Consider the following 19,256-nt stretch of genomic DNA (forward strand, 5'->3'; position numbering starts at 1 on the left):
CTCTCTCCTAAATCAGGCTGGCTGGCGTTCCGCGTGCTCTGCGGCGGTCATTCGACGGCGGACGCTTCGATCTTGTCCAGGTGCGGCGCCTTGCCATTGCAACGGCGCTGGTCCTGACGCTGGGCTACTTCTTGCACCTCACGGCGAGTCACAAGGTCGGCCAAGCTGATACCACTCAGAAATTCGTGAATCTGCAGGCTCAAGTCGCACCACAGATGATGGGTCAGGCAAGTATCGCCGCCATGGCAATCGCCTAGCCCCTGGCATTTGGTCGCATCGACCGATTCGTTCACGGCATCGATCACCTGGGCGACCTGGATGCCTTGCATCTCGCGCGACAGCTGGTAGCCGCCGCCGGGGCCGCGAACACTGGAGACCAGGTTGCTGCGGCGCAGCTTGGCGAACAGTTGTTCGAGGTAGGACAGGGAAATGCCCTGGCGCTCGGAGATATCGGCGAGGGACACCGGCCCGTGCTGCGCATGCAATGCCAGATCGAGCATTGCGGTCACGGCGTATCGGCCTTTTGTAGTCAGTCGCATGGACAATTACCACGGAGTTCGGAATGGGGGCGAGTATGCAATTCCCGAGTATTTAAGTCAAGTATAAGACCCAGTGCTTTACTCAGGTTTACCCGCAAAAGAGCGCGCGAATGATAGCAAAGGTAGGCGGCTAACGACCAGCGATACCGCGTTATCGTTCATCGCGAGCAAGCTCGCTCCCACAGGGCTCTCTGGCGAGCACATAATTCATGTACGACGCAAATCCCATGTGGGAGCGAGCTTGCTCGCGATGAGGCCAGCAGGGTTTCAGCTGGCCTGGGTCTCATCCTTGTCCTTCACACACGCAAAGTCTTCCTCGCGCAGTTCAGGCAGGTCCTTGGCACAGTAATTACTGCCCAGGTCCTTCAGGGCGCCGCACATCCCCTCCAGGCGCCCGTCCACCGCTTGCAGGTGGTCGAGCAACTGGTTGATGGCGCGAGCCACCGGGTCGGGCATGTCTTCGCCAACACCGTAGGCGTCGAAGCCGATCTTTTCGGCCATGGCCTTGCGACGGGCGTCCTGCTCGTCATCGGATTTGACGATGATCCGCCCTGGAATGCCCACCACAGTGGCGCCGGGCGGCACGGCCTTGGTCACCACCGCATTGGAGCCGACTTTCGCCCCGGCCCCGACCGTGAACGGCCCGAGCACCTTGGCGCCAGCCCCCACGACAACGCCGTCTTCCAGCGTCGGGTGACGCTTGCCTTTGTTCCAACTGGTGCCGCCGAGGGTCACGCCTTGATAAAGCGTCACGTCGTCGCCGATTTCGGCGGTCTCGCCAATGACGATGCCCATGCCGTGGTCGATGAAGAACCGGCGACCGACCTTGGCGCCCGGGTGGATCTCGATCCCGGTCAGCCAGCGCCCGAAGTTCGAGACCAGCCGCGCCAGCCATTTCCAGCCCATGTTCCACAGGGCGCCGGACAGGCGATGGATCCAGATGGCGTGCATCCCCGGGTAGCAGGTCAACACTTCAAAGGCATTGCGCGCCGCCGGGTCACGATGAAAGACGCTCTGGATATCTTCACGCAAACGTTCGAACATTTTATTCCTTCCGCTTAATCAGCTCGCCACGGGCCGCTTTCTGGGTTTCCGTGAGGATGCCGCGCAATATATTCATTTCCGCCCGGCTTACCGAGCTTCGTCCGTACAACCGACGCAGGCGCGCCATCAAGTGCCGAGGCTTGTCCGGGTCGAGGAATTCGATGTCCACCAGGGTCTGCTCCAGGTGTTCATAGAATCGCTCCAGTTCGTCCATGGTCGCCAGTGTCTCACTGCGCGGCGACGTCGCCTCGTATTTTTCCAACTTGCTGGGCTGGCCCTCGGCTTGCAGCCAGGCCATGCGCACTTCATAACTCAACACCTGCACCGCCGCCCCGAGGTTCAGCGAGCTGAAGCCGGGGTCGGAAGGGATATGCACGTGAAAATGACATCGCTGCAGCTCTTCATTGGTGAGGCCGGAATCTTCACGGCCAAACACCAAGGCGATCTGCCCGCCCTGCCCGGCCTCCTCGACCACTTTGGTGCCGCATTCGCGGGGATCGAGCAACGGCCAGGGAATGCGGCGGTCGCGGGCACTGGTGCCGAGCACCAGGTTGCAACCCACCAGGGCGTCCTCCAGCGTGGCGACGACCTCGGCATTGGCCAGGATGTCATTGGCGCCGGATGCCCGGGCATCGGCTTCGTGGTGGGGAAACGAACGGGGCTCGACCAGCACCAGCCGCGACAGGCCCATGTTCTTCATGGCCCGCGCAGCTCCGCCGATGTTTCCCGGATGGCTGGTATTGACCAGGACGACACGAATGTTCTGCAACAAGGGAGGCGCTCTCGAACACGACAAAGGGAGCAAATCTTACCTAAGCACCTACCGTTAAGCTATGAAAGCGAACACCAACCTTCTCCTGAGAAAAAGTTCTGATAGAATGCGCGGCTTTCTTTAACAACCTTAGGTGACACATCCATGCAGCCCATGCTGAATATCGCGCTGCGCGCCGCCCGCAGCGCCAGTGAACTGATCTTCCGCTCCATCGAGCGCCTGGATACCATCAAGGTCGATGAAAAAGACGCCAAGGACTACGTGTCCGAGGTGGATCGCGCCGCCGAACAGAAAATCGTCGACGCCCTGCGCAAGGCTTACCCGAACCACTCCATCCTCGGTGAAGAGACCGGCATGCATGCCGGTACCGGCATCGAAGGCGAAGAGTACCTGTGGATCATCGATCCGTTGGACGGCACCACCAACTTCCTGCGCGGCATTCCACACTTCGCTGTCAGCATCGCCTGCAAATACCGTGGTCGCCTGGAACACGCCGTCGTACTGGACCCGGTTCGCCAGGAAGAATTCACCGCCAGCCGTGGCCGTGGCGCCCAACTGAACGGTCGTCGCCTGCGCGTCAGCGGCCGCACCAGCCTCGACGGCGCCCTGCTGGGTACCGGCTTCCCGTTCCGTGACGACCAGATGGACAACCTGGACAACTACCTGGGTATGTTCCGCGCCCTGGTCGGCCAGACCGCTGGCATCCGCCGCGCCGGTGCTGCAAGCCTGGACCTGGCTTATGTTGCAGCAGGCCGTTTCGATGCGTTCTGGGAGTCGGGCCTGTCCGAGTGGGACATGGCTGCGGGCGCCCTGCTGATCCAGGAAGCTGGCGGCTTGGTGAGCGACTTCACCGGCGGCCACGACTTCCTTGAAAAAGGCCACATCGTTGCCGGCAACACCAAATGCTTCAAGGCTGTGCTGACGGCTATCCAGCCGCATTTGCCGGCTTCGCTGAAGCGTTAAGCAGCCCGGCTAGAAAAAAGCACCTTTCGGGGTGCTTTTTTTATGCCTACGCGCTCACCCCACTCACCCGTGGCGAGGGGATTTATCCCCGCTGGGCTGCGCAGCAGTCCCCTCCCCAGCAGCCAAATTTAATCTGCCTGACACACTTGGCTGGCTGCAATTAGGGCCGCTACGCGCCCCAGCGGGGATAAATCCCCTCGCCACGATGGATGACATCTGGAATATGGATGCAGGCTGAACCACCGCTTTCGCGAGCGAGCCCGCTCCCACAAGGAAATTTGGGGTAGGCACAAGATTTGTGCCCACCGCAGATCCAATGTGGGAGCGAGCTTGCTCGCGAAGAGGCCGGCACATTCAATATCGATGCAAGCTGAGCCACCGCTTTCGCGAGCAAGCTCGCTCCTACAGGGGATTCGGGGTGGCGCTTGAACTGTGGGCATGAAAAAAGCACCCCGAAGGGTGCTTTTTCATAGCGGTTGGATCACTGGGCCGGTTCGTTCTGACCCAGGATCAGTTGGCCTTCCTTGCTCACCGGGATCTGGTTGCCCGGGTCGCGGTCCATACGGACTTTGCCTTCCTTGCCGTCGAGCATGTAGCGAACGTCGTAGCCTACAACCTTGTCGCTGATGTCATTGACCGTGTTGCAGCGAGTTTGGGTGGTGGTGTACGTGTCGCGTTCCTGCATGCCTTCCTGAATCTTGTTACCGGCATAACCGCCGCCAGCCGCACCGGCCACGGTGGCGATTTTCTTGCCGGTGCCGCCGCCGATCTGGTTGCCCAACAGGCCACCGGCCACAGCGCCGAGCACGGTGCCGGCGATCTGGTGCTGGTCCTGGACTGGCTTCTGCCGAGTCACGGTGACGTCCTTGCACACTTCACGCGGAGTCTTGATCTGGGTCTTGACCGGTTCCACGGCCAATACTTGCGCGTACTCAGGGCCACTCTTTACCAAGCTGTAGGTGGCGACCGCACCACCGGCAGTCACACCGACAGCACCCAATACCGCACCAACCAGCATCGATTTGTTCACTTGAACCTCCAGGGCCATCACATGCGGATCAATCCGCGCTTCTCCCAGCCTTGGAGCACAAAAAAAGGCGCGAGTTCAACTCGCGCCTTTTCTGCCGTGACGGACGGAAAACCGAGCCTTACGGGCGGTCGTCCACCTCGGTCTCGGTGGCTGCCGGAGGAATCAGATCCTCGGAGCTCAGGTTCAGCCAGATCAACACCACGTTGGCGATGTAGATCGACGAGTAGGTACCCGCCATCACACCAATGAACAGCGCGATGGAGAAACCGAACAGGTTGTCGCCGCCGAAGAACAGCAGCGCGGCAATCGCCAGCAAGGTGGAGATCGACGTCGCCATGGTCCGCAGCAGGGTCTGGGTGGTCGAGATGTTGATGTTCTCGACCAAGGACGCCTTGCGCAGTACCCGGAAGTTCTCACGCACCCGGTCGAACACCACGATGGTGTCGTTGAGCGAGTAACCGATGATCGCCAGCACCGCCGCCAGCACCGTCAAGTCGAAGGTGATCTGGAAGAACGACAGGATGCCCACGGTCACGATCACGTCGTGGATCAGCGAGACGATGGCGCCCACCGCGAACTTCCACTGGAAGCGGAAGGCCAGGTAGAGCATCACGCCGCCCAGCGCCAACAGCATGCCGAGGCCGCCCTGGTCGCGCAACTCTTCACCCACCTGCGGGCCGACGAACTCGACGCGCTTGACCTGGGCCGGGTTGTCGCCGCCGGCCTTCTGCAAGGCTTCGGCGACCTGGTGACCCAATTGCGGGTCTTCACCCGGCATGCGCACCAACAGGTCAGTCGTTGCACCAAAGCTCTGCACGATGGCGTCGCTGTAGCCCGAGGTCGCCAGTTGCTCACGCACCTTGGTGACGTCGGCCGGACGCTCGTAGGTCAGCTCGATGAGCGTACCGCCGGTGAAGTCCAGGCCGTAGTTCAGGCCCTTGGTGGCCCAGCTGAACAACGCCAGGACCGTAAGAAACAATGTGACGCCGAACGCAATATTGCGAACGCCCATGAAGTTGATTGTACGTAACATGGCAGCCCCTTAAATCCACAACTTCTTGAAGTCACGACCGCCAAAGATCAGGTTGACCATTGCGCGGGTCACCATGATGGCTGTGAACATCGAGGTAAAGATCCCGAGGGACATGGTCACTGCGAAGCCCTTGACCGGGCCGGTGCCCATGGCAAAGAGAATCCCGCCGACCAGCAATGTGGTCAGGTTGGAGTCGAGAATCGCAGTGAATGCCCGGCCGAAGCCTTCGTTGATTGCCCGCTGGATCGTCATGCCCGCGGCGATCTCTTCACGTATCCGCGAGAAGATCAGCACGTTGGCGTCCACCGCCATGCCCATGGTCAAGACGATACCGGCGATACCCGGCAGGGTCAGCGTCGCGCCCAACAACGACATCAGGGCCAGCAGCAGCACCATGTTCACCGCCAGCGCAACCGTGGCGATCAAGCCGAAGAAGCGGTAGATGGCGATGATGAACAGCGACACGAACAACATGCCCCACAGGGATGCATCGACACCCTTGGTGATGTTGTCGGCACCCAGGCTCGGGCCGATGGTGCGTTCTTCAGCGAAGTACATCGGCGCGGCCAGGCCACCGGCACGCAGCAACAAGGCCAGTTCCGAGGATTCGCCCTGGCCGTTCAGGCCGGTGATGCGGAACTGGCTGCCCAGTGGCGACTGGATGGTCGCCAGGCTGATGATCTTCTTCTCTTCCTTGAAGGTCTGCACCGGTACGTCTTTCTCGACACCGTTGACCACTTGCTTGGTGTAGGTAGTGGTCGGCTTCTGCTCGATGAAGATCACCGCCATGCTGCGACCGACGTTGCTGCGCGTGGCGCGGCTCATCAGTTCGCCGCCGTGGCCGTCGAGGCGAATGTTCACCTGCGGACGACCCTGCTCGTCGAAGCCCGCCTGGGCGTCGGTCACCTGGTCACCAGTGATGATCAGGCCACGCTCGATCTGCGCCGCCGGACGACCGCCTTCACGGAACTCGAAGCTCTCGGAAGTGGCCTTGGAAGCACCCGGCTCGGCGGCCAGGCGGAATTCCAGGTTGGCGGTCTTGCCGAGGATACGCTTGGCTTCGGCCGTGTCCTGCACACCTGGCAGCTCAACCACGATGCGGTTGGCGCCCTGGCGCTGCACGATCGGCTCGGCCACACCCAGCTCGTTGACGCGGTTACGTACCGTGGTCAAGTTCTGCTTGATGGAGTATTCGCGGATTTCCGCCAGCTTGGCCGGGGTCATCGCCAGACGCAGCACCGGTTGGCCATTGAGGTCGGCCGGAACAATGTCGAAATCGTTGAAATTCTTGCGGACCAGCGCACGAGCCTGTTCGCGGGCGTCTTCATCGCTGAAGCCCAGTTGAATGGCACCTTCGAACTGCGGCAGGCTGCGATAACGCACGCGCTCTTTGCGCAGCAGGCTCTTGACGTCGCCTTCGTAGACTTTCAGGCGTGCGTCGAGGGCTTTTTCCATGTCCACTTCCAGCAGGAAGTGCACGCCACCGGACAAGTCCAGGCCCAATTTCATTGGGTGGGCGCCAAGGTTGCGCAGCCATTGCGGGGTGGTCTGGGCCAGGTTCAGGGCTACAACGTAGTCGTCGCCCAACGCCTTGCGCACCACGTCCTTGGCCGGCAACTGATCTTCAGACTTGACCAGGCGCAACAGGCCGCCCTTGCCGTTTTCAGCGATGGACGCAGCCTTGACCTCGATATTGGAAGCCTTGAGCGCAGCGCTCGCACGGTCCAGATCGGCCTGGGTGACCTGCAGCGCAGTGCTTGCGCCACTGACCTGAATGGCCGGGTCATCCGGGTAAAGATTGGGAGCGGAATAAATCAGACCGACCGCCAGCACCGCCAGGATCAGTAGGTATTTCCACAGAGGGTATTTGTTCAGCATCACGCCGCCCGCTTATGACGCGGGGCGCCTTGCGCGCCCCGTCGATTGAAGAGAAGTTGTTACTTAGATCGCTTTCAGCGTGCCTTTTGGCAGCGTGGCCGCGATGGCGCCCTTCTGGAACTTCATTTCAACAGTGTCGGACACTTCCAGTACCACGAAGTCATCAGCCACTTTAGTGATCTTGCCAGCGATGCCGCCGGTGGTGACCACTTCATCACCTTTCTGCAAGCTGCTGAGCAGGTTCTTCTGCTCTTTGGCGCGCTTGGCCTGTGGACGCCAGATCATCAGGTAGAAGATGACCAGGAAGCCGACCAGGAAAATCCACTCGAAACCGCCACCCATTGGCGCAGCTGCAGGTGCAGCGGCATCGGCCATGGCGTTAGAGATAAAAAAGCTCATTTAGCACTCCAGTTGCAAGTATTGAATCTAGGGATCGGAAAACTCAGTCCAAAGGCGGAACAGGCAACCCGCGCTTGGCATAGAAGGCCTCGACAAAGGCGGCCAATGTACCCTGTTGGATAGCCTCGCGCAAACCAGCCATAAGCACCTGATAATGGCGCAAATTGTGGATGGTATTGAGCATGCTGCCGAGCATTTCGCCGCACTTGTCCAAATGATGCAGATAAGCACGGGAGAAGTTCTGGCAGGTGTAGCAATCGCACGTCGGATCGAGCGGCGAATCATCATGGCGATGAAACGCGTTACGGATCTTCAGCACACCGGTGTCGATGAACAGATGCCCATTGCGGGCATTACGGGTTGGCATCACGCAATCGAACATGTCCACCCCGCGGCGCACACCCTCAACCAGATCTTCCGGTTTGCCAACGCCCATAAGGTAACGAGGTTTGTCAGCGGGCATTTCGCCCGGCAGGTAATCGAGCACCTTGATCATCTCGTGCTTCGGTTCGCCTACCGACAGGCCGCCAATCGCCAGGCCGTCAAAACCAATCTTGTCCAGGCCTTCCAGCGAGCGCATGCGCAGGTCGCGGTGCATGCCGCCCTGGACAATGCCGAACAGCGCCGCCGTGTTTTCGCCATGGGCATTCTTCGAACGCTGGGCCCAGCGCAACGACAGCTCCATGGATACCCGCGCCACGTCTTCATCGGCCGGGTACGGCGTGCACTCGTCGAAGATCATCACGATGTCCGAGCCCAGGTCGCGCTGCACCTGCATCGACTCTTCCGGCCCCATGAACACCTTGGAACCGTCCACTGGAGAAGCGAAGGTCACGCCCTCCTCCTTGATCTTGCGCATCGCACCGAGGCTGAACACCTGGAAGCCGCCGGAGTCGGTCAGGATCGGACCTTTCCACTGCATGAAATCGTGCAGGTCGCCGTGGGCCTTGATCACCTCCATGCCCGGGCGCAGCCACAGGTGGAAGGTGTTGCCGAGGATGATCTCCGCGCCAATCGCCTCGATGTCACGCGGCAACATGCCCTTGACCGTGCCGTAGGTGCCCACCGGCATGAACGCAGGGGTTTCCACGGTTCCGCGGGGGAAGGTCAGGCGTCCGCGACGAGCCTTGCCATCGGTGGCAAGCAACTCGAAGGACATGCGGCAGGTGCGACTCATACGGTTTCCTCGGGCCCGCGTGGCGCGGGGTTACGGGTGATGAACATCGCATCACCGTAGCTGAAAAAGCGGTACCCATGCTCGACGGCGGCCTTGTAGGCGGCCATGGCTTCGGGATAACCGGCGAACGCCGAAACCAGCATCAACAGCGTGGACTCGGGCAAATGAAAGTTGGTGACCAGGGCATCGACCACATGAAACGGCCGGCCCGGGTAGATAAAGATGTCGGTGTCGCCACTGAACGGCTTGAGCACGCCATCGCGGGCCGCGCTTTCCAGGGAGCGCACGCTGGTGGTCCCCACCGCCACCACCCGCCCACCGCGGGCGCGGCAGGCCGCCACGGCATCGACGACTTCCTGGCTCACTTCGAGCCATTCGTTGTGCATGTGGTGGTCTTCGATCCGCTCGACGCGCACCGGCTGGAACGTCCCGGCGCCGACGTGCAGCGTCACGAACGCCGTCTCCACGCCCTTGGCCGCAATCGCCTCCAGCAACGGCTGATCAAAATGCAGCCCCGCCGTCGGCGCCGCCACCGCCCCCAGGCGCTCGGCGTAGACGGTCTGATAACGCTCGCGGTCCGAACCTTCGTCCGGACGGTCTATATAAGGAGGCAACGGCATGTGCCCGACACGGTCGAGCAGCGGCAACACCTCTTCAGCGAACTCCAGCTCGAACAACGCATCATGCCGCGCCACCATCACCGCCTCACCGCCGCCGTCGATCAGGATCGACGAACCGGGCTTGGGCGACTTGCTCGACCGCACATGGGCCAGCACCCGATGACTGTCCAGCACCCGCTCCACCAGAATCTCCAGCTTGCCGCCGGAGGCCTTCTGGCCAAACAACCGCGCCGGAATCACCCGGGTATTGTTGAACACCATCAAATCGCCCGGGCGCAAATGCTCGAGCAAATCAGTGAATTGACGGTGAGCCATGGCACCGCTGACCCCGTCCAGGGTCAACAGTCGACTGGCGCGCCGCTCGGCCAGCGGGTGGCGAGCGATCAGCGAATCCGGGAGTTCGAAGGTAAAGTCAGCAACACGCATGATGGGGTTCGTCTAGCAGGGCCGGAAAGTCTAGCGGAAATATTAAAAATTCACCATGAAACGTGATTGACCAACGGTAGGCACCTCTCTATACTTCGCCGCCATTGAGCCCTGATGGCGGAATTGGTAGACGCGGCGGATTCAAAATCCGTTTTCGAAAGGAGTGGGAGTTCGAGTCTCCCTCGGGGCACCATCTTAAAGAAAGACCTTGAAATTCAAGGTCTTTTTTTTCGCCTGTAGGAAAGTGGTTTGGCCGCGAGCAACGCAGATCTCACCTGACGGCGATCTCTTTTGTGGCGAGGGGATTTATCCCCGCTGGGCTGCAAAGCAGCCCCCCAATACCAGCCCAGTCACGAGGAAGAACCTGCGATAAGGAAGAACCAGTAGTAGGGGAAAACCCCGTGGCGAGTGAGCTTGCTCCCGCTTGAGCGCAAAGCGCTCACAAAACAGTCACTCCCCACACCGATACTCCGACTAGCACTCGCCAAGCCATGAACCCTCAACCCAACCCTCCTCACCCAGTCACAAAGGATTTCACCCCATGGAATTGCTGCTGGAAACGGTCGCCCTTTACTCCCTCAAGCTGGCTTATGAGACGGAAGGCCACAGCCCGATTTTGCGGGATGAGCCGTTGATGGGGGGTTGGGATCGGGAGGTTTTTGGGTTGTTGGTGCGGCGGGGGGATTTGGCTGGGATTCAGGGGGAGATTGGTCGGTGCTTGGATTTGGCGTTGGGGGCGGTTGGTGGAGTGGATACGGTGCTGGGGCGGGAGCTGGAGAGGTTGGCTGCAGATTTTAGCGATGCGCAAACGATGGAGAGGCTTCATGCTCCGGCTATCGTGCTCAAGGGGTATTTGCGCGATGTTGTGTGAGCTGGATACAAAGGGGTGTCCATACAAATGACTCCTTTTCCACTGTCCCCCTTTTTCACGCATAAACGCATCACAAGCAATTGAAAAAAAAGAACTTATAGACAAAACCTGTAACGATTATCGATACAACTCTCCTGTAAGACAATCTACTAGGTGTAGGCACAGCGCGTCCCCACTAGACGCCTCACTTCAAGCAGCGTAATTTGATGGCACCGAGCCAGCCTTAGCGTTGAGCTATGTGAACGAAAGGGTTTTCGGCCCTCACTACACAAAGTGGTCCCCTCAAAGGATGAGAGAAGTGATCAAACCAGTAATTTTTATATATAACGCCACGCACTCCCCCCTGCCCCTGCACTCGAATGTAAGCATACTAACTTTTTACTATGACGCTAATGACGGAAGCAACACTGTCATCCGAGGTCTTGCAAATAATCCGTTAGTCACAGACACACCTAAATTAAATTGCTGTGAACGTGTGTAAAATTTCTTCATAGCTTACAAGCATTAAGCTCACAACCAAGATTAAAGCAGGCCCCACATGAGCAATGTAAATATACGCAGGGCTATAGAAAATATCAGGTCTGGAACCAGCGTTTACACGCCCATCATTGAAACAGTCGTAAATGCCATACAAGCTATTGAATGTCTTAAAACAGAACATGGGCTGATCGAAATCATCCCTATAAGAGAACACCAGCTTTCATTAGACGACTCAACGTCCCCAGAAATAACAGGCTTCTTAATTACTGACAACGGAATAGGATTCAATGATGAAAACCGAGATTCATTCGACACTCTTTATTCAGCCCATAAAATAAGTGAGGGTGGCAAAGGATTCGGAAGATTCACCTGCCTGAAATATTTCGACGACGTCCTTATTGAAAGCACTTATAAAACTGAAAATTCATATGCAACACGACACTTTAGAATGGGAAAAGAAAACGAGATAATTATAGATGAGAGGATTTCCTCTACCAAAGAAACCGTTACCGGCTCAAAGATAAAACTGTCTTCCATAAAAAACGTGAAGTTTCCAGACAGGAAACTACTCACCTTAGCTAGAGTTCTTGTAGAAAAGTTGCTGCCCTACTTTTATCAAAACAATCAGAATTTCCCTTTGATATTACTCCGCGAAGAGGATGAGTCAGAGCGAATCGCCCTAAATGATTTCATTGAAAAGCAGGGGGCTCACTTAATCGAAGAAATAACATCGGCAAGTGGTTTTTTTGAGAAAAAAAGCAACCTGCAAGAGGAAAAATTCAGGGCACAAGTTTTTAAGTTTTACTCTCCTCGCTCTGCAACCAGCAAGATAAGCTTGGTGGCCCATCGACGAGAAGTAACTAGCACATCACTACACAAATACATCCCTGAATTCATAGAAGAGTTTTATGAAAAAAACGGAATAGGGCAGGATTCAAAAGAAAGAAACTTCATTATAAAAATCTATGTCTTCAGTGATTATTTAGACAACCATGTATCACTTGAGCGAGGAGGCTTTGAGTTCTCGAAAGAAGATGACGCCTTGTTAGGTATCTCTCAATATGATATCGAATCAGTCGCCTCCGAATTCGCTAGAAAAGCGGTTAACACGGAAGTGGACGCTCGTATTCTCAAAAAACAACAGCGCGTAGAGGACTATATTAAATATAGCGCGCCTTGGCATACAGAAATTCTTAAGTATGCTGATCTCAGAGACCTTCCCTATAACGCTGAAGATGAACAGATCGAGGACACCTTACAGCAGCTAAAATATAAGCAAGAGGTGCTTATAAACGGAGAAATGAAGAGACTACTTGCAACCTCAGAACTAACCGAACTAGAAGAAAATACCGCGAGCATTATCAGAAAAATATCAGAAACCAGTAAAAACGACCTAGTCCACTACGTTGCACTACGTCGCAACATCATAAATTTATTCAAAAAGAATCTTGAGACCAATACTGAAGGGAAATACTCTTCAGAGGGTGTTGTACACGATATTATTTTCCCAAGAAGAAAGGACACTACAGAAAACTTCTTTAACGAGCACAATTTATGGATGATTGATGAAAGACTGAATTTCACAGAGTATTTATCTTCAGACCTACCACTCAAAGGAAACTCGGACAGACCGGACCTAATTGCCTATGACAGGAGAGTTGTATTCCGTGGAGAGAACACAACGAGTAATCCTGTCACAATATTTGAATTCAAAAAACCTCAGCGAGAAGACTTTGTTAACCCCTCATCTGAAGAAGATCCTATACAACAAATTATACGCTATGTTAGAAAGCTAAAATCCGGCGATTTTAAAACGCCAGCAGGAAGAGAAATATTGATTTCTGATAACACACCCTTCTACGGGTATGTAGTATGCGACCTAACTCCAAAAATAAAATCTTGGCTCGAAGAAGAAAAAGATTTCAAACCTATGCCCGACAGACTGGGCTACTTTAAATGGCATGAAAACTTAAATCTTTACATCGAAGTATTAAGCTGGGACAAAATACTAAAGGACGCAACCATGCGAAACCAGATATTTTTTCACAAACTAGGAATAACCTGAAACAACAACGACTAACGCATAAACCCACATACAGAATGGAGTTCATTAATGACTTCCCCCTCCCCACCACGTGAAGAATCATTTATCTCTTCAATACTAGCGGAAGATGAAGCTATTCGATCACACATTTATGTTGAGTCTGCACTTGATTCATTTATTGAAGAATTTATTCTTGATTTTTCATACATAAAAAAAATGCAACTCGACTTTTCACAAAGAGTTAATTTGGCTGTGGCGGTCGGCTTCCCTAAAGAATACGCCCCTGCGCTTATGCATCTGGGAAGAATACGAAATAAATTTGCCCATCGACTAGATACAAAAATCGACAAGCCTAGCATGAAAGAATTTTACAAAAGCTTTTCTCCAGAACAGAAAAACCTCATACATCTAACTTTTAAAAACACTATAGAAAAAGTATCTATAGGACATAAAAGAACACTTCTTGACCTTTCACCAAAAGAGCAATTCGCAATCTTCTCAACAGCACTCAGAATGCAAGTTTTAGCCTTGATGCCCCCCCCTAAAGATCAATAAATCTTGATAAGACCTAGTTACATTTTATTCGGATGGCAACCGAAAAGCGACATGGTACGGGTCAGTAATGACGTAAGACAAATGGATAGAAATGCATCCATGCCACTTAACAGAAGCGCCGAAACAAGCTGTTTTTTTCTAACAAGGAGTCTGAATGGCATATAGCACTTCCACCACCATTGGCGAAATTTTTGATATCAGTAAAAAAGTCATGGACAATCATGATGTTTTTAAATTAGGAAAACGAAGTCTCGCAAAAATCTTCATACGTGAACTGTTAGAACTGAACACCGAAGCTAGTGACGAAGAACTCCAACTAGCTTATAACGCGTGCTCACCTCTTGAAAAAATCCCAAAAAACACTGAAGATTTTTGGACATTCGTGGAGAGGGAGTATCTATATTTAGAGACAGAGCCAAAAACCAGGTTTTTTGAATTAGCGCTCCGTGTGCATGAAGATTTAGCCGCCCTAGCGAAAAACCTTGCTTACATTCAAAACGAATCAAAATCACTTGAAGAGAAGAAAAAAAATAATGGTCGACTGACTGCTGATGAAAGGTACTACAAAAACCAACTTGAATATTTCGAGAAAAAGAATCTTGTTGCCAAGGATCAAATCGTCGAGTTCATGGCATACAAAATAAAATCACATGCCATAACGAAAGCATCCATCCAGCGTCCAATCAATCCTTTTTCGAAGACGACTATTTTTGGAGATAGTCCATATCCATTTGGTCGACGGCTCCATTGGGTCCCCGCTGATCCATATGACGTTCGTGCCTTGGACCAGTACTCTAATAAGTTTATGGATCTACCAATAACAACATACCGAAACTTAATAAATGAATGCAAAAAATCTCCTGAAGCATTCAAAAAAAAAGCGATCGCCTATATCCAAGGCATTCCTAATGAAACACCCAGCGTTCGCGACAAAATTGAATCGCTAGTTAACAGCTCCCATATCCTATTCAATCGCAAGCAAGTTATATCGACCATGCTTAGACACTTCGAGATGAAAGATTATATTTCATTTGTCAGTATGGCACCGCTGCAAATTGAAGGAATTTTTGCCGATATATGTAGGAGCATCGGCATTTCAGAAAGTCAACTGGACATTTCATCATTAAACGACAAGCTTCAGCATATAGATGAACGCATGCGAAGTTTTTTCCCCTTTGAATATTACTCCTTCAAGTTTCCAGTCTTGAGAAACTTAGTGGCACATGGCGGTTTGGTGGACGGCGAACTGGAGGACACTGCCGTTCATCTAATCTTGGATCTACTTCCGGTATGTGAACTTGCCATATCAGATGACCTACCAATTATGCGCGCGCTTGACGTTCTAAAAGAAGCGCATAAAGGAAACAATGCGAAACTCGTCGAATGGGTTGACTTGAGAAACTCTGTAGACATCCCTGCCTTTTATAAATATCAAAAAATCATCACAGAAGTAGAATTACAGTATACGACCCAAACATTCTGGGATTATCTGGTGAATGAGTTAAAAACAATAAAGGAAGCAAATCAGATCAAGCAATGCAAGCCTATAAAGATCGCGGGTAAATTGAAGATGAGTGAGATAGCCGTTGAACAGGCGAAAATTTTCCTCAAATCTGCGGAACGTATTGCCATCGAAGCTATAAAGCAAAGAAAAGAGACATGGGAGAAAATCGATAGCGCCCTAAAGTCAGGAAAAGACACCTATGGCTAAAGCTGTATAAGTCATGAGAGAGGTAGATCAAATATGGAGCAGTGGACAAGTAAAGTTATGCCGTCATAACTGGCGATGGGAATCTTAGAGTAACTAACGACCATAAATCGAAGAACAAGGAAGGTGTTAAATTGGTTGCAATAACCTCAATTAAATTTAGTCAATTTAAGGCTCTTCACTCATTTTCGGTCAAACTGGACTCTTGCAATATTTTGGTAGGACCAAACAATGCCGGAAAATCTACGATAATTAGTTCTTTCCGAATTTTAGAGGCAGCCCTAAGAACTGCCGGAAGTAAAAAGCCAGATTTTGTAATAGTCGACGAAATGAGGAAATTGGGGCACAGAATCCCCGTCAATGGTCTTCCAGTATCATTAGAAAATGTCCACACTGACTACATCCACACTAACACCTACATAACTTTCAGATTTTCTAACTCCAATCAAATATTTTTGCATTTCCCGTCAGATGGCGGTTGCATCATGTCTTGGGAGACTAATGGTCCGACCATTAGAACTGCCCAAGCATTTAGAAACGCATTCACATTTAAGGTGCAAGTCGTACCGGTTCTTGGTCCATTTGAGCATGAAGAACCACATGTGACAGAGGAAACAGTACGCCGTTCGCTTGGAACTCCGAGAGCATGCCGACACTTCAGAAACTTCTGGTATCAAAATCCCGAAGGATTTGAGCAGTTCAAAGATATGCTTGAGAAAACATGGCCAGGCATGTCCATTGGAAAACCAGAGTTTGATTCCACATCACATCAATATGCTATGTACTGTAAAGAATCACGCATGGATCGAGAAATATTTTGGGCGGGCTTTGGCTTCCAAATCTGGTGTCAACTATTAACTCATATATCCCGTTCAAAAGAATACAACCTTACTGTAATCGATGAGCCGGAAGTCTATTTACATCCAGATTTACAGCGTCAACTCCTGTCTCTTTTGAGAGATCATTCAAATGATTTTATAATCGCGACTCACTCGACGGAGATCATGGGTGAGGCAGACCCGTCAGAAATATTAATCGTAGACAAAACAAAAAAATCAGCCAGGCGAATTAAAGACGTTGAGGGCGTACAGGAAGCAATGAATGCATTAGGATCACTGCAGAACATAACACTCACTCAATTGGCCCGCAATAAAAAAGTACTATTCTGTGAGGGGGCCTTCGATTATAAGGTTCTACGGAGATTTGCCAGCAGGATGGGTTTCTCCGAACTTGCGTCAGGAAATGATTTAACTCAGTTAGCCTCCGAAGGCTACAGTTCTTGGCCTAAAGTACAAGCACTAGCGTGGGGATTAAGATCTACATTAGGAGCTAATATTGAAATTGCGGCTATCTATGACAGAGATTTTTGGTGTGATGAAGAGATAGAAAATGTCGAGCTAAAACTTAAATCAGAGCTTGCATTTGCTCACATTCATCGTAGAAAAGAGATGGAAAATTATCTTCTGGTACCGTCAGTCTTAGATCGATGCCTCAATAGATTAATCATCGAGCGAAGCAAACGTACAGGAGAAACCTCTGAAAAAGTTACGATCTTACCCCTTCTTGAATCAATTACAGACAATCAAAAATTTGAGTTACAAGGTCAGTACGCCGGCAAATATACTGACTTTCATCGTAAAAGCGGAAGAGACGTTTCGACCTTGAACGTTGAGAGTCTTCGCTCATTCGACGAAAAATGGAAAATTTTAGAGAGCCGAATGGAAATGGTTTGCGGAAAGGATGTCTTGAAAATTCTTCGAGCCAAAGTTAGTGACTTATATTCTGTAACTCTCACCGAAATCCGAATCATTGATGAATTTGATAACGATGAGATACCACAAGACCTTCGCGGACTAATTAACTCCTTGGAATGCTATCGAACAAACCAATAATCGAAGCAAATAAGTAGATTTATTTACAATCAATAAAAGGGTCTCGTTATGCAAGACCCTTTTTCATATTGCCTGAGCAAATGATTTGCCCCTACCTCACCTCAACAATATCCAAAGCCCGATTCGCCAACAGCTCGCTCACCTCAATCACCTGCAAAATCCCCAATGCCACCCGCCTTCGCGAGCCATCCAGATCGAACGCAAGATCACTGATGATCGCATTCGCCGAAGCCAGGTTCTCACTCAGATTCGCAAGCAAACACTCAGAGTCCACATTCGGATCAATCCGGAAAATGGAATCGGTCTTGTCTGACTTTTCGTCCTTAGGCTTGGGCTTCAGGTAGTAATCCAACGCCCGCGTGGCAGCGTCGTCGATTTTCTTGTTGCGGGCAGACTGAGCACGGGAGACGTGTTCGTCGGTAACGGGAGGATTCGGTGTAATTTTGACCATGGTCTTAACTCTCTATTGAGGCCACGACCCGTTCGCTGCTAAACGAATTGGGAGGCAGCTGTACGCAGGTTAGCAGACCGACGAGTTAAGAAATCGGCGCGCCCGAGGGCGCCCTGCGCACAGCCACCATTAAGTGCAGGGATGGGGATTCCTGACTGATGACGCGTTGTGCGACTTAACTCGGCGAGCTGCTAAACCCGATCACTGATGAGCAGTGACAGGTCCCAAACTACCGACGCAGCCCAAGGCGCACAAGCCGGCGGATTCTGGCGTAGTTGTAGGCAAAGGCGCAAGGCGACGTGGGCTGGCGAGGCTTCGTGGCGGTGTCTGTCGGGCTTTACTGACAGGGCTTCATTTGGCTGGCGTGAGCGGTTGGCCGATGGATGAAGAGGGGCTGCTGCGCAGCCCAGCGGGAGCAAGCTCCCTCGCCACGGGGTTCGGTGTTTACTTGGTAGCAGCGTGGCGATCAGAGGAGCTAGGCGTTCTCGCTCTTCTGTGCCGATTTCGCACTGTGCACCACCGCCAATAACTGCGCCTGAACGTCACCCACCGAGCGTATTGAATGAGGCCGTCATGTTAATTGACTCCGTTTCGTGCAGCGAACTCTCCGTGCCTGTCTGACCAGCAACCGCCGCCAAAATCAATACCTCAGCCGGGTAATGGCACTAAGACATCAGCCTCGGTATCCTGCCATCACTTCAATCTGAGCGATCAAGGACGAATCACCATGAAAGTTCCCGAACTGTTTGATCTTGAGGCGCATGGCGCAGGCTGGTACCCCTGGGCAGAAATCAGCAATTGCTTCTGGCCCGGGGTCGGCAAGAAATCCACCGGCGTGGACCCCGTTCTCGCACAGATGGTTGCTGCGAAGGGCGTCTACTGCATTGCCTGGAGAGCGACCGGGAAGGCCTCTCCTGACAATCCAACCGTCCAATACATTGGGCAAACGAGCAGTTTCAAGTTTCGCATGGGCCAATTTGCCTGGTCCGCAGGGCTTTGGGGAGCCCGGGCTCGTGGCCATTCCGCCGGCTGGCGCTGGCATGAACAAAAGGAAGACCAATTGTCCGTCGCGTTCTTTCCGCTGCGCAATTCAAATATCCCCAAACATATGCTGAATGGCTATCTACATTGGTACGAGGCATTGGCCCTTGAAGCCCATCATCAGCGATGCAATGCGTTGCCGTTCGTGAACGTTCCCCAAAATGGCATTGTTGTATTGGACTAATGAAACGTCGCGCGCAACGACTCCCTTAGCTTGATCGCTGCGCGCATCCTTACCTCCAAGAAAAATCTTCCCCATCCATCCCCTCCCGCAAAGCCCCCATCCGCTCCAGCAAAGTCCCCTTCCGTCCCGCACCCCGATAATCCCCCGCT

Annotated in this window: 17 protein-coding genes and 1 tRNA gene; 8 read left to right on the forward strand and 10 right to left on the reverse strand. The window is 53.0% G+C overall.

What is annotated here, in order from left to right:
- Positions 1 to 47: 47 nt before the first annotated feature.
- From iscR to trmJ, 3 genes are all read right to left on the reverse strand, one after another.
- Positions 48 to 539 carry a Fe-S cluster assembly transcriptional regulator IscR gene (gene iscR, locus Q7C33_RS16760; protein ID WP_030139599.1) on the reverse strand — a complete coding sequence of 164 codons (492 nt, stop codon included), beginning with the start codon at positions 537 to 539 and terminating at the stop codon, positions 48 to 50.
- 267 nt (positions 540 to 806) lie between these two features.
- On the reverse strand, positions 807 to 1,583 hold the full coding sequence (gene cysE, locus Q7C33_RS16765) for a serine O-acetyltransferase (RefSeq protein WP_003197992.1): 777 nt from the start codon (positions 1,581 to 1,583) through the stop codon (positions 807 to 809).
- Position 1,584: 1 nt separating this feature from the next.
- Positions 1,585 to 2,355 carry a tRNA (cytosine(32)/uridine(32)-2'-O)-methyltransferase TrmJ gene (gene trmJ, locus Q7C33_RS16770; protein WP_198796291.1) on the reverse strand — a complete coding sequence of 257 codons (771 nt, stop codon included), beginning with the start codon at positions 2,353 to 2,355 and terminating at the stop codon, positions 1,585 to 1,587.
- A 144-nt stretch (positions 2,356 to 2,499) separates the two neighbouring features.
- Here trmJ and suhB point away from each other — a divergent pair, with 144 nt between their 5' ends.
- On the forward strand, positions 2,500 to 3,318 hold the full coding sequence (gene suhB, locus Q7C33_RS16775; protein WP_003185165.1) for a type III secretion system regulator SuhB: 819 nt from the start codon (positions 2,500 to 2,502) through the stop codon (positions 3,316 to 3,318).
- 481 nt (positions 3,319 to 3,799) lie between these two features.
- Here suhB and Q7C33_RS16780 read toward each other — a convergent pair whose 3' ends face one another.
- The 6 genes from Q7C33_RS16780 to queA form a co-directional block, all read right to left on the reverse strand.
- Positions 3,800 to 4,348, reverse strand: a complete 549-nt coding sequence (locus Q7C33_RS16780) for a glycine zipper 2TM domain-containing protein (protein ID WP_014336691.1) — start codon at positions 4,346 to 4,348, stop codon at positions 3,800 to 3,802.
- Between the two features lie 118 nt (positions 4,349 to 4,466).
- Positions 4,467 to 5,381, reverse strand: coding sequence for a protein translocase subunit SecF (secF, locus tag Q7C33_RS16785; protein ID WP_407683805.1), 915 nt, complete (start codon positions 5,379 to 5,381; stop codon positions 4,467 to 4,469).
- A gap of 9 nt (positions 5,382 to 5,390) precedes the next feature.
- Positions 5,391 to 7,259, reverse strand: a complete 1,869-nt coding sequence (secD, locus tag Q7C33_RS16790) for a protein translocase subunit SecD (protein WP_407683806.1) — start codon at positions 7,257 to 7,259, stop codon at positions 5,391 to 5,393.
- A 63-nt stretch (positions 7,260 to 7,322) separates the two neighbouring features.
- Complete coding sequence (gene yajC, locus Q7C33_RS16795) at positions 7,323 to 7,658, reverse strand: preprotein translocase subunit YajC (protein WP_007956696.1); 336 nt, start codon at positions 7,656 to 7,658, stop codon at positions 7,323 to 7,325.
- A gap of 43 nt (positions 7,659 to 7,701) precedes the next feature.
- Positions 7,702 to 8,817, reverse strand: a complete 1,116-nt coding sequence (tgt, locus tag Q7C33_RS16800; protein WP_161951757.1) for a tRNA guanosine(34) transglycosylase Tgt — start codon at positions 8,815 to 8,817, stop codon at positions 7,702 to 7,704.
- Between the two features lie 14 nt (positions 8,818 to 8,831).
- Entirely contained in the window at positions 8,832 to 9,881 is a 1,050-nt protein-coding gene (queA, locus tag Q7C33_RS16805) for a tRNA preQ1(34) S-adenosylmethionine ribosyltransferase-isomerase QueA (protein ID WP_025211994.1), read from the reverse strand.
- A gap of 108 nt (positions 9,882 to 9,989) precedes the next feature.
- Between queA and Q7C33_RS16810 the strand changes: the two genes are divergently transcribed.
- The 6 genes from Q7C33_RS16810 to Q7C33_RS16835 all read left to right on the forward strand — a co-directional run bounded on the left by Q7C33_RS16810 (position 9,990) and on the right by Q7C33_RS16835 (position 17,431).
- Positions 9,990 to 10,074, forward strand: a tRNA-Leu gene (locus Q7C33_RS16810).
- Positions 10,075 to 10,422: 348 nt separating this feature from the next.
- Complete coding sequence (locus Q7C33_RS16815; RefSeq protein ID WP_407683807.1) at positions 10,423 to 10,752, forward strand: hypothetical protein; 330 nt, start codon at positions 10,423 to 10,425, stop codon at positions 10,750 to 10,752.
- Positions 10,753 to 11,290: 538 nt separating this feature from the next.
- Positions 11,291 to 13,297, forward strand: coding sequence for an ATP-binding protein (locus tag Q7C33_RS16820; RefSeq protein ID WP_407683808.1), 2,007 nt, complete (start codon positions 11,291 to 11,293; stop codon positions 13,295 to 13,297).
- Positions 13,298 to 13,345: 48 nt separating this feature from the next.
- Complete coding sequence (locus Q7C33_RS16825; protein ID WP_407683809.1) at positions 13,346 to 13,831, forward strand: hypothetical protein; 486 nt, start codon at positions 13,346 to 13,348, stop codon at positions 13,829 to 13,831.
- 154 nt (positions 13,832 to 13,985) lie between these two features.
- A complete protein-coding gene (locus tag Q7C33_RS16830; RefSeq protein ID WP_407683810.1) occupies positions 13,986 to 15,542 on the forward strand; it encodes a hypothetical protein in 1,557 nt (518 codons plus the stop codon).
- Positions 15,543 to 15,673: 131 nt separating this feature from the next.
- The gene (locus tag Q7C33_RS16835; protein ID WP_407683811.1) at positions 15,674 to 17,431 is read left to right on the forward strand and encodes an ATP-dependent nuclease; all 1,758 of its coding nucleotides are present in this window, start codon (positions 15,674 to 15,676) and stop codon (positions 17,429 to 17,431) included.
- Positions 17,432 to 17,522: 91 nt separating this feature from the next.
- On the opposite strand, the gene Q7C33_RS16840 is transcribed toward Q7C33_RS16835, so the two are convergent.
- Positions 17,523 to 17,882 carry a DUF6124 family protein gene (locus tag Q7C33_RS16840; protein ID WP_407683812.1) on the reverse strand — a complete coding sequence of 120 codons (360 nt, stop codon included), beginning with the start codon at positions 17,880 to 17,882 and terminating at the stop codon, positions 17,523 to 17,525.
- 727 nt (positions 17,883 to 18,609) lie between these two features.
- On the opposite strand from Q7C33_RS16840, the gene Q7C33_RS16845 reads away from it, so the two are divergent.
- Positions 18,610 to 19,107 (forward strand): hypothetical protein, encoded by a 498-nt coding sequence (locus Q7C33_RS16845; RefSeq protein WP_030138650.1) that lies wholly within the window; start codon positions 18,610 to 18,612, stop codon positions 19,105 to 19,107.
- Positions 19,108 to 19,256: the final 149 nt, after the last annotated feature.

This window comes from Pseudomonas sp. BP11-1-1 (genome assembly GCF_052112105.1).
Taxonomy (GTDB): domain Bacteria; phylum Pseudomonadota; class Gammaproteobacteria; order Pseudomonadales; family Pseudomonadaceae; genus Aquipseudomonas; species Aquipseudomonas alvandae.